An 11,296-nucleotide genomic window follows, 5' to 3' on the forward strand; every position below is an offset into this window, starting at 1 on the left:
CCAGGCGACCGACGCCATTGGCCTCTTGGCAAATCTCTGTGCCTCTGTGCCTCTGTGGTCAATCTACAAGGCTTTTCCACAGCCCAGCCGGTGCCGGGCATGACCGGAACGTCAACTACTCGATGTGTGCATCCCTTAGCCCCATTCGGGGGGCGGCTTAGCACTACCGATATCAAGTGTGGTTTTTGCTGCTTGGTTTTGGTGCAACGGGAGCGACCGCGACTCGCTGCCGTGAGCGACCTTTAGACTCCACTAAACGTACTTCACGTCGATGATCTCGTAGCCCTTGGAGCCGCCCGGCGTCGTTACCTCGATGGATTCGCCTTGGTCCTTGCCGATCAGGGCGCGGGCCAGCGGCGAGGTGATGGAGAGGCGGCCGGCCTTGATGTCGGCCTCGTCGGCGCCGACGATCTGGTAGGTCACTTCTTGATCCGTGTCCTCGTCGGCGATGCGCACGGTGGCGCCGAATTTGACGCCGTTGCCGGAAAGCTTGCTGACGTCGATGACCTCGGCCCGGCGCATCTTGTCCTCGATCCCCATGACCCGCGTCTCGACGAAGCTCTGGCGCTCCTTGGCGGCGTGAAACTCGGCGTTCTCGGAGATGTCGCCGTGCTCGCGCGCCACCTCGAGGGCCTTGATGATGGCCGGCCGCTCGACGGTCTTGAGGCGGCGCAATTCTTCCTGGAGGCTGTTGAATCCTCCCGAAGTCATGGGGACCTTTTCCATTGAAAGCACTTCCGCATTAGGCCCGGGAAAAACCGGCATATGGGCCGGTCCCCCCGCGGCGACCATCAAATCGAAAGCACAGGATAGGACTGCAATGGGGCGACTTCAAGGCCGCCCGATTGCAACGTGGCAATGGCCTGGGTGGCGGCACGCATTCCGGCCTCGGTGGTGAAGTAGGGAATGTGGTGGGTCAGCGCGGCGCGCCTCAGCGAGAAGCTGTCGGCCACCGCCTGGGCGCCTTCGGTGGTGTTGAAGACCAGATCGACGTCGCCGTTCTTGATGGCATCGACGATATGCGGCCGGCCCTCGAGCACTTTGTTGATGGCCTCGCACTCGAGGCCATGGCGGCGCAGCATCCGGGCCGTGCCGCGGGTGGCCAGGATGGTGAAGCCGAGTTGGCTGAGCCGGCCGGCGATCTCCACGGCATCGGCCTTGTCGCCGTCCTTGACCGAGACGAAGACGCAGCCGCTTTCGGGCAGATGGGTGCCGCCGGCGATTTGCGCCTTGGCGAAGGCCCGGTCGAAGCCCTTGTCGAGGCCCATGACCTCGCCGGTCGATTTCATTTCGGGGCCCAGGATGATGTCGACGCCGGGGAAGCGGGCGAAGGGGAAGACCGCCTCCTTGACCGCCACGTGGCCCTCGGCGCTGCCGGCCGCGACCTGGCCGGCCTCCTGGCCGAGGCCGAAATCGGCAAGCTTTTCGCCGACCATCAGCCGGGCCGCGATCTTGGCGATGGGCCGGCCCGTGGCCTTGGCCACGAAGGGCACGGTGCGGCTGGCCCGGGGGTTGACCTCAAGGATGAAGACGGTGCCGTCCTTGACCGCGAATTGCACGTTCATCAGCCCCACCACCTCCAGCCCCCGGGCCAGGGCCACGGTCTGCTGGCGGATGTCCTCGACCACCCGGGCCTCCAGGGTGTGGGGCGGCAGGGCGCAGGCCGAATCGCCGGAATGCACGCCGGCCTCTTCGATGTGTTCCATGATGCCGGCGATGAAGACGTCGCAGCCGTCGGCCAGGGCGTCGACGTCGACCTCGATGGCGTCGCTCAGATATTTGTCGACCAGCACGGGCGACTGCCCCGAGACCCGCACTGCCTCGGCCATGTAGCGGTCCAGCGAGGCGCTGTCGTAGACGATCTCCATGGCCCGGCCGCCGAGCACGTAAGAGGGCCGGATGAGCACCGGATAGCCGATCTCGTCGGCCGCCGCCCGGGCCTCGAATAGGCTTGAGGCGATGCCGTTGGGTGGCTGGCGGAGATCCAGCCCAGCCAGCAACTGCTGGAAACGTTCGCGGTCCTCGGCCAGGTCGATGGCGTCGGGCGAGGTGCCCAGGATGGGCACCCCGGCGGCTTCCAGCGCCGCCGCCAACTTGAGCGGCGTCTGGCCGCCGAACTGCACGATGACGCCGCAGAGCTCGCCGGCGACGCTTTCGGCGCGCACGATCTCGAGCACGTCCTCGGCCGTCAGGGGCTCGAAGTAGAGCCGGTCCGAGGTGTCGTAGTCGGTCGACACGGTTTCGGGGTTGCAGTTGACCATGATGGTCTCGAAGCCGGCCTCGGCGATGGCATAGGCGGCATGGACGCAGCAATAGTCGAATTCGATGCCCTGGCCGATGCGGTTGGGGCCGCCGCCGAGCACGATGACCTTGCGGCGGTCGCTGGGCTGGGCCTCGCACTCGGCGCCCGCGGCACCCGCGGCGCCGGGTGCGCTTTCGTAGGCCGAATACATGTAGGGCGTACGGGCCTCGAACTCGGCGGCGCAGGTGTCGACGCGCTTGAACACCGGGCGTACGTCCAAGGCAACCCTCCGGGCCGCCACACGGGCTTCGTCGCTGCCGGTCAGGCTGGCCAGGCGGGCGTCTGAAAATCCCATCTCTTTCAGCGCCAGCAGGCCGGCGGCGTCGTCCGGCAGACCCGCCGCCGCCAGCCGCTGCTCGGCCTCGACGATGGCGCGGATCTGGGCGATGAACCAGGGGTCGTAGCGGCAGGCGGCCTGGATGTCGGCGTCAGAGAATCCCAGCCTGACGGCCTGGGCGATAACCAGCAGGCGGTCGGGCCGGGGCTCGGCCAGGGCGGCCCGCACGGCATCGCGGTCGCCGCCGTCAGCGCTTCCCGAGATGGTGATTTCGTCCAGGCCGCTGAGGCCGGTCTCCATCGAGCGCATGGCCTTTTGCAGCGATTCGGCAAAGCTGCGGCCGATCGACATGGCCTCGCCGACCGACTTCATCGAGGTATTGAGCAGCGCCTCGGTGCCGGGGAACTTCTCGAAGGTAAAGCGCGGCACCTTGGTCACCACGTAATCGATGGTGGGCTCGAACGAGGCCGGCGTGACGCCGGTGATGTCGTTCGAGAGCTCGTCCAGCGTGTAGCCCACGGCCAGCCGGGCCGCCACCTTGGCGATGGGGAAGCCGGTGGCCTTGGAGGCCAAGGCGGACGAGCGCGAAACCCGCGGGTTCATCTCGATTACCACCAGCCGGCCGTTTGCCGGATCGACGGCGAACTGCACGTTGGAGCCGCCGGTCTCGACGCCGATCTCGCGCAACACCGCGATCGAGGCGTTGCGCATGATCTGGTATTCCTTGTCGGTCAGCGTCAGCGCCGGCGCCACGGTCACCGAATCGCCGGTGTGCACACCCATGGGGTCGACGTTCTCGATCGAGCAGACGATGATGCAGTTGTCGCGCCTATCGCGCACCACCTCCATCTCGTATTCCTTCCAGCCCAGTACGCTCTCTTCGATCAGCACCTCGTCGATGGGCGAGGCGTCGAGGCCGGCGGCCACCACGCGCTCGTATTCCTCGCGGTTGTAGGCGATGCCCGAGCCGGTGCCGCCCAAGGTGAACGAGGGCCGAATGATGGCCGGCAAGCCGACCTGGTCGAGGGCGGCGCGGGCCTCAATCAGGTTGTGGGCGATGGCGCTCTGCGGACACTCGAGGCCGATGTTGCTCATGGCCTGGCGAAACAGCTCGCGATCCTCGGCCTTGCGGATGGCCTCGCGGTCGGCACCTATCATCTGCACGCCATGGGCTTCCAGCACGCCCCGGTCGGCCAGCTCGACGGCCATGTTCAGTGCCGTCTGGCCGCCCATGGTGGGCAGCAGCGCATCGGGCTTCTCACGCTCGATAACGCGTTCGAGTATGTCGGGCGTGATGGGCTCGACGTAGGTGGCATGGGCCACGTCCGGGTCGGTCATGATGGTGGCCGGGTTGGAATTCACCAGCGCGATGCGATAGCCCTCGGCCTTCAGCGTCTGGCAGGCCTGGGTTCCGGAATAATCGAACTCGCAAGCCTGGCCGATGACGATGGGCCCGGCGCCGATTATCAGGATCGAGGATATGTCGGTGCGTTTAGGCATACGTTTTCCCGCCGCCAAGTGGGTGAACCACAGAGGCACAGAGGCACAGAGAAGAAGAGGAGGCGAGGCCGGGCATCAGAGCACCAATCGTTTGATTCCGTCTTTGAGGACGGCGCAATGGAAGTTCAGCAAAAGGCCCGTTCGCAGCCCGCTCAATTTCATGTAGCTCAGGAGTTGGGCGTCGTGCACAGGAGACAATCGTTCCACCGTTTTCAGCCCCACGACCAAAGCCTCGTCGACGACGAAATCCATCCGATAGGCGCCGCCGAGGGTGACTGATTTGTAGGTGATCGGCTGCGATACTTGGCGTCGGTAAGGAACCCCGTTCTCCTTGAATTCGAAGGCGAGGCATTCTTCATATACCGATTCGAGAAGGCCCGGCCCCAGGGCGCGGTGAATCTCGATCGCGAGCCCGATTACCCGCTGCGTTAGCGGATCACGGCGATCATCCCGGTCGCTGCGGGCGGTCTTTCTCTGTGCCTCTGTGCCTCTGTGGTCAATCACTTGAGATCGTTAGTCTCCATCATCCCGACAAACCTCTCGAACAGATAGTGGCTGTCCTGGGGGCCGGGGCTAGCTTCGGGATGGTATTGCACCGAGAAGACGGGTTTGCCCTCGACCGTCAGGCCTTCCAGGGTGCCGTCGAAGAGCGAAACATGGCTCGCCGTGACGCCGGCCGGCAGCGTTTCGCCGTCGACCACGAAGCCGTGGTTCTGGCTGGTGATCTCGACCTTTTGCGTCGCCAGGTCCTGTACCGGGTGGTTGGCGCCGCGATGCCCCATGTGCATCTTTTTGGTTTTGGCGCCGAGCGCCAGGGCCAGCATCTGGTGGCCCAGGCAAATGCCGAAGAGTGGCAGGCCGGATTGCAGCAGCGCCTGAATCATCGGCACGGCGTAGATTCCCGTGGCGGCCGGATCGCCGGGGCCGTTGGAAAGAAAAACGCCGTCGGGGGAATGCCCGAGGATGTCCTCGGCGCTGGCGCTGGCCGGCACCACGGTGACGCGGCAGCCGGCTGCCGCCAGGCAGCGCAGAATGTTGTGCTTGGCCCCGAAATCGACCGCCACGACGTGGAAGCGCGGCTTCGAGAGCGTGCCAAAACCGGCGCCGAGCGCCCAGCGCGTGGTCTCCCAGGTGTAGCTCTGGGTGGTTGACACCTCTTTCGCCAGGTCCATGCCCTCGAGGCCGGGCCAGGCTTGCGCCTCAGCCAACAAATCAGCCAACTCAATACCGCCCCTGGCGGCGGCGGCATGGCAAATCACGCCGTTGGGCGCGCCGCCGTCGCGGATGCGGCGTGTCAAACGCCGCGTATCGAGGCCCGAGATGCCCACCAGCTCGTGGCTTTTCAGCCAGGTATCGAGATGCTCCAGCGCGCGAAAATTGGCGGGCTCGGTGATGCTTGTCCGCAGCACCACGCCGCGCACCGCCGGCCTCAGGCTTTCCAGGTCTTCGGGGTTGGTGCCGACGTTGCCGATGTGGGGGAAGGTGAAGGTGATGATCTGGCCGGCATAGGAGGGATCGGTGAGGATCTCCTGGTAGCCGGTCATCGAAGTGTTGAAGCAGACCTCGCCGACGGCCCGGCCGGGGGCTCCCAAACCACTGCCCCAATGCGCGCTGCCGTCGTCGAGCAACAACACCGCATTCCCGGGCTGGCGGGTTGCGGCGGAGGAGGTGGGCTCGGCCATCGGCGGGGTAAGTGCTCGTTCGGTTACGGGCTCGGACGCTCAAGCCGGCCCCTGGACGGGCCTTTGTGCCGCAGGGGTAAACCTCTGGCAGCACTAGGCGCTACCCGAGGGGGCCGGCGGAACAGTCGAGCCGGGCGCGAACATAAGCAAATAGCGTGCCGCCGTCAAGCTTCGTCAGTTAAGAATTTTTCTTATAATTCAATATGTTAGCAAAATTTTTCGATTTGCCACCGGGATCGCCTTCGGCTAGTATCGTGCCCCGCCGACCACCTCTTGACGAGGGTTCATGCTGCGTCAGCACCTGAACGACGCGCTCAAAGCCGCTATGAAAGCTCAGGACAAGCGCCGGGTTTCGACCTTGCGGCTGATCCTGGCCGCGCTCAAGGATCGCGATATCGCCGCCCGCAGCGGCGACAACGGCGACGGCATCAGCGAGAGCGATATCCTCGGCATGCTGCAGACCATGATCCGCCAGCGCCGCGATTCGATCGAGCAGTTCAAGCAGGGCGGACGCAAGGACTTGGCCGACAAGGAGGCCGAGGAGATCGCCGTCATCCAGGACTTCCTGCCGGCCCAGCTCGACGAGGGCGAGGTCGGCGAGGCCTGCCGCCAGGTGGTGGCCGAGCTCGAGGCCGGCGGCCTCAAGGACATGGGCCGGGTGATGGGCGAGCTCAAATCGCGCTACACCGGCCGCATGGATTTCGCCAAGGCCTCGGCCGCGGTAAAGGAGTTGCTGAGCTAGCTGCCACGGGCAGGTTTTCGGGCGCCGCCACGGGCGGGTTTGCGGAGCGGCTGTTGGGGCGCAAGCGGTCCCGGGGGTTAAATGGTACAATTCTCCGATCATTTTCTCGATGAGGTGCGAGCCCGGGTGCCACTGGTCGACCTCATCGGCCGGCGCGTCAAGCTGCGCCGCCAGGGCCGCGAGCACGGCGGGCTCTGCCCCTTCCACAACGAAAAGACACCGTCCTTCACGGTCAGCGAGGACAAGGGGTTCTTCCACTGTTTCGGCTGCGGCGCCCATGGCTCGGTCTTCGATTTCGTCATGCGCACCGAAGGCCTGAGCTTTCCCGAGGCGGTCGAGCGCTTGGCCGCCGAGGCCGGCCTCGAGATGCCAACGGCCAGCCCGGAGGCGGCCGAACGCGAGCGCCAGGCGGCGACGCTTTACGATGTGCTGGAGGCGGCCGCGGGGTGGTTCGAAAACAAGCTCAATTCGTTGGCCGGCCAAAGTGCCCTGCAATATCTCCGCGATCGCGGCCTCGGCGACGAAACCATGGCGCGCTTTCGCCTGGGCTTCGCGCCCGACAGCCGCGAGGAATTGAAGCAAGCGCTGCAATCGCGAGGCTTTGCGGAAGACCTGGCGGTCATGGCCGGCCTGCTCAAGCAACCCGACGACGGCGGCTCGAGCTATGACGTCTTTCGCAACCGCATCATCTTTCCCATCGGCGACCGTCGGGGCCGCACCATCGCCTTCGGCGGCCGGGCGCTGGGCGAGCAGCGCGCCAAGTACCTCAATTCGCCGGAAACGCCGCTCTTCTCCAAGGGCCGGGTGCTCTACAACCTGGCCGGCGCCCGCCAGCCGGCGCGCGAACGGGGCAGCGTGCTGGTGACCGAGGGCTACATGGACGTCATCGCGCTTTGCCAGGCCGGCCTGGGCCACACCGTGGCGCCCTTGGGCACGGCCTTGGGCGAGGACCAGCTCGGCCTGCTCTGGCGCCTGGCGGCGGAGCCTGTGCTTTGCCTGGATGGCGACGCGGCGGGCCGGGCGGCGGCCCAGCGCGCGGCCGATCGCGCGCTACCTTTGTTGCGCCCGGGCTATTCGCTGGGCTTTGCCTTCCTGCCCGAAGGCGAGGATCCCGACAGCCTGGTGCGCGGCCAAGGCGCCCAGGCCATCGAGCGCCTGGCGGCCGAGCCGGTGCCGCTGGCCGAGGTCTTGTGGCAGCATCTGGTGGCCGGCCGCAGCCTCGATACGCCGGAACGCCAGGCGGCGCTGCGCAAGGACGCCTACGCCCTGGTCGACCGGGTCGAGGACGCCACCGTGCGCGGCTACTATGGCGACTTCGTGGCGGCCAAGGTCGAGAAGCTCAGGCCCCAACGCGGCGGCGGCCGGAGCCGCCTCGGGCGCAAGAGCAAGCGCCAGGACCGCCCCCGCCGGGGGACGGCCGAACGGCCGCTGCCGCAGCGCTACGACCTGGGCGGTGACGATGCCGGCTCCAGCGAACGGCGCGAACGCGTGCTGGTGGCCACCCTGGTGGTCCATCCCGGCCTCTTTGGCCGCTTGGACGAGGATTTCGTGCAGCTCGAAATCGGCCACCCGGAGCTTGACAAAGTGCGCCGGGAAATCCTAGAAATCGCAGGCCGTGAGCCCGATCTTGACAGCAAGAGCCTGAGGCACCATCTCAGCATACGGGGCTTGGCGGCGATAACTGATCGGCTATGCGCGCCGGACCTTTGTTCGGTAGCGCCGTTTTTGCGCCAAGATGCCCCGCTCGACGAGGCCGAGGAGGGTTGGCGGCAAACCCTGGCGCTGCAACATCGGGCGGTTGGCATGGCGGCTGACGCGTTGGCCCAGGCCGCGGCTTTTGCCGCCGATCCGGGACCCGAAAGCGAGGGACGCCTGCTGGCGACCAAGAGGCAAGAACACAGCGCCGCCGGGCTGGAGGCTGAACCCAGGCATCCGGCCCTGCCCGGCGACGCCGCCTGAGCGCGGCGGCGGCGGCGGCGGCGGCGCGGAGAGTTAATAGGAGGAACGATGGCGAGCAAAACGGCAACGACGGCTGAGGCCGAGGAAACCCGGGAAGAGACCCCCGACGGCCCGCTCATTGACGCCTCCAGCCAGGCCATCAAGAAGATGGTGGCCAAGGCCAAGGAGCGCGGCTACATCACCTATGACGAGATCAACTCGGTGCTGCCCCAGGACCAGGTCTCCAGCGAGCAGATCGAGGACACCATGTCCATGCTCTCGGAAATGGGCGTCAACGTCATCGAGAACGAAGAGGGCGAGGAGGCCAACCCCGAGGCCGCCACCAAGGACGAGGCCACGCCGCCCGCCACCACCGCCGCCGCCGCCGAGGCCCCGGAATACGAGCGCACCGACGATCCCGTGCGCATGTATCTGCGCGAGATGGGCTCGATCGAGCTCTTGTCGCGCCAGGGCGAAATTGCCATCGCCAAGCGCATCGAAGCCGGCCGCGAGGCCATGATCGGCGGCATCTGCGAGAGTCCGCTGACCATGCGCGCCATCGTCATGTGGCTCGACGACTTGGTCCAGGGGCGGGTGCTGCTGCGCGACGTCATCGACCTCGACGCCACCTATGGCGGCAGCCCGGAGAACAACACGGCGCCGGCCGGCCATCCGGGCCAGCCGGGTCACCCGGGTCGGCCGGGTCAGGCGCCGGCCCAGGAGGACAATCCCCAGGCCGCCAACGACGACGCCGGCGCCACCGGCGCCACCGGCACCGCCGCCACTGCCGGCACTGCCGGGGCCGACAAGTCCAACGGCCAAGGCCGGCCGGGGGGCGATGCCAGCACCGACGACGACGACAATGACGGCGACGAGGGTGCGCCCTCGCTGGCCGCCATGGAGGAGGCGCTGCGGCCCGAGGTGCTGGAGGCTTTCGAAAAGATCGCCAGCACCTACAAGAAGCTGCACCGCCTGCAGGATCTCAGGCTCAAGGGCATGATGGGCGGCGACGCGCTCTCGACCTCGCAGGAGCGGCGTTTCAACAAGCTGCGCCGCGAACTGGTCGAGCTGATGGGTGACGTGCGCCTCAACAACGCCCGCATCGACCAGCTGGTGAACGAGGTCTACGACCTCAACCGCGAACTGGTGGGGCTGGAGGGGCGGCTCTTGCGCCTGGCCGAGAAGCACCGGGTGCCGCGCGAAAGCTTCGTCAAGCACTGGGTGGGCCGCGAGCTCGAGCCGCAGTGGCTGCGCCGCGTGCGCCGGCTCAAGGAAAAGGGCTGGGCCGAGTTCGCCAAGAAGGACGGCAGCGATATCCGCGAGCTGCGCGACGAGGTCATCGAGATCGCCACCGACGTGGGCCTCGACGTACAAGAATTCAAGCGCATCGTCTCCGTGGTGCAGAAGGGCGAGCGCCGGGCCAGCCAGGCCAAGAAGGAGATGGTCGAGGCCAACCTGCGCCTGGTCATCTCGATCGCCAAGAAATACACCAACCGCGGCCTGCAGTTCCTGGATCTGATCCAGGAAGGCAACATCGGCCTGATGAAGGCGGTCGACAAGTTCGAGTACCGCCGGGGCTACAAGTTCTCGACCTACGCCACCTGGTGGATCCGCCAGGCCATCACGCGCTCGATCGCCGACCAGGCCCGCACCATCCGCATCCCGGTGCACATGATCGAGACCATCAACAAGCTGGTGCGCACCTCGCGCCAGATGCTGCACGAGATCGGCCGCGAGCCGACGCCGGAGGAGCTGGCCGAAAAGCTCAGCATGCCGCTGGAAAAGGTGCGCAAGGTGCTGAAGATCGCCAAGGAGCCGATCAGCCTGGAAACCCCCATCGGCGACGAAGAGGACAGCCACCTCGGCGACTTCATCGAGGACAGGAACGCCATCCTGCCGCTCGATGCCTCGATCCACTCGAACCTGCGCGAGACCACGACGAGGGTGCTGGCCAGCCTCACCCCCAGGGAGGAACGCGTGCTGCGCATGCGCTTCGGCATCGGCATGAACACCGACCACACCCTCGAGGAGGTGGGCCAACAGTTCTCGGTCACCCGCGAACGCATACGCCAGATCGAGGCCAAGGCGCTGAGAAAACTCAAGCACCCCAGCCGCTCGCGCAAGCTGCGCAGCTTCCTCGACACCTGAGGGCGCCACGGGCGCATTTTAGGAGCGGGGCGGGGGGCCCGTAGCTCAACTGGTTAGAGCAGGCCGCTCATAACGGTCTGGTTGCAGGTTCGAGTCCTGCCGGGCCCACCAGTTTTTTTTGGCATAGCTGGGGCTTTACACTGGAACACGAGGCCATGTCCAAACGGCCATCGCCGCGAGCGTCGGCTGAGATTTTTGAGGACTTGCGAGCGCTTGCGCAGAGCGACGGTGCACTGCACGAAATATCGGCGATCATCTATCGTGATTGGGTCGTAACGGTCGATACGGAGAAAGCCGTTGTTACTGACGATCCAGAGCGCAGGTGGGTCTGACCTGCCCCCAAGGTTTGTACCATATCCTATGTTAGTCTGTTTGCCATCCGTTCTGAGGCCCGGTTCGGCCGCAGCCCATCAACAGCGAAGGCCGGAACGGGCCAGTGGTGCAGAATAGTCTCCGGCGCCGGTGGCCTGTAGCCGAGGGCGCTGTGCGGCCTGACGGTGTTGTAGTGCCGCCGCCAAGCCTCGATCAGAACTTGGGCCTCGTACAGACTGTATGTCCGTCATCAAAACATTCGGGACTGTTGAGCCTATTTTTTACCGGAGGATCTGGCTCATCTTGGTTTGATGTTAAGCCGCTTGTCGTTGATGGTTCAAGCGGCGTTTTTGAACGGTCCGTTTTTTGATCTTCTCTCTCCTTTCGATGATGGC

Annotated in this window: 7 protein-coding genes, 1 tRNA gene and 1 pseudogene; 4 read left to right on the plus strand and 5 right to left on the minus strand. The window is 65.9% G+C overall.

Features of this window, described 5'->3' with window-relative positions; genetic code table 11:
- Positions 1-252 precede the first annotated feature (252 nt).
- The 4 genes from greA to carA form a co-directional block, all read right to left on the minus strand.
- A complete protein-coding gene (gene greA / locus QGG75_16905) occupies positions 253-726 on the minus strand; it encodes a transcription elongation factor GreA (GenBank protein ID MDP6068912.1) in 474 nt (157 codons plus the stop codon).
- 65 nt (positions 727-791) lie between these two features.
- Positions 792-4,079 (minus strand): carbamoyl-phosphate synthase large subunit, encoded by a 3,288-nt coding sequence (gene carB, locus QGG75_16910; GenBank protein MDP6068913.1) that lies wholly within the window; start codon positions 4,077-4,079, stop codon positions 792-794.
- Between the two features lie 75 nt (positions 4,080-4,154).
- Complete coding sequence (locus QGG75_16915) at positions 4,155-4,580, minus strand: GxxExxY protein (GenBank protein ID MDP6068914.1); 426 nt, start codon at positions 4,578-4,580, stop codon at positions 4,155-4,157.
- Positions 4,580-5,761: a glutamine-hydrolyzing carbamoyl-phosphate synthase small subunit gene (gene carA, locus QGG75_16920; GenBank protein MDP6068915.1), complete on the minus strand. Its 1,182-nt coding sequence runs from the start codon at positions 5,759-5,761 to the stop codon at positions 4,580-4,582. The genes QGG75_16915 and carA overlap by 1 nt, the downstream gene beginning before the upstream one ends.
- A 286-nt stretch (positions 5,762-6,047) precedes the next feature.
- Between carA and QGG75_16925 the strand changes: the two genes are divergently transcribed.
- The 4 genes from QGG75_16925 to QGG75_16940 all read left to right on the plus strand — a co-directional run bounded on the left by QGG75_16925 (position 6,048) and on the right by QGG75_16940 (position 10,700).
- Positions 6,048-6,503, plus strand: coding sequence for a GatB/YqeY domain-containing protein (locus tag QGG75_16925; protein ID MDP6068916.1), 456 nt, complete (start codon positions 6,048-6,050; stop codon positions 6,501-6,503).
- A gap of 81 nt (positions 6,504-6,584) precedes the next feature.
- Entirely contained in the window at positions 6,585-8,462 is a 1,878-nt protein-coding gene (gene dnaG, locus QGG75_16930; protein MDP6068917.1) for a DNA primase, read from the plus strand.
- Positions 8,463-8,510: 48 nt separating this feature from the next.
- Positions 8,511-10,589 carry an RNA polymerase sigma factor RpoD gene (gene rpoD / locus QGG75_16935; protein ID MDP6068918.1) on the plus strand — a complete coding sequence of 693 codons (2,079 nt, stop codon included), beginning with the start codon at positions 8,511-8,513 and terminating at the stop codon, positions 10,587-10,589.
- A gap of 34 nt (positions 10,590-10,623) precedes the next feature.
- Positions 10,624-10,700, plus strand: a tRNA-Ile gene (locus tag QGG75_16940).
- A gap of 247 nt (positions 10,701-10,947) precedes the next feature.
- Here the strand turns inward: QGG75_16940 and QGG75_16945 are convergent.
- Positions 10,948-11,142: pseudogene (locus QGG75_16945) on the minus strand (integrase core domain-containing protein).
- Between the last annotated feature and the right edge of the window lie 154 nt (positions 11,143-11,296).

Source organism: Alphaproteobacteria bacterium (genome assembly GCA_030740435.1).
Classification (GTDB): Bacteria; Pseudomonadota; Alphaproteobacteria; order UBA2966; family UBA2966.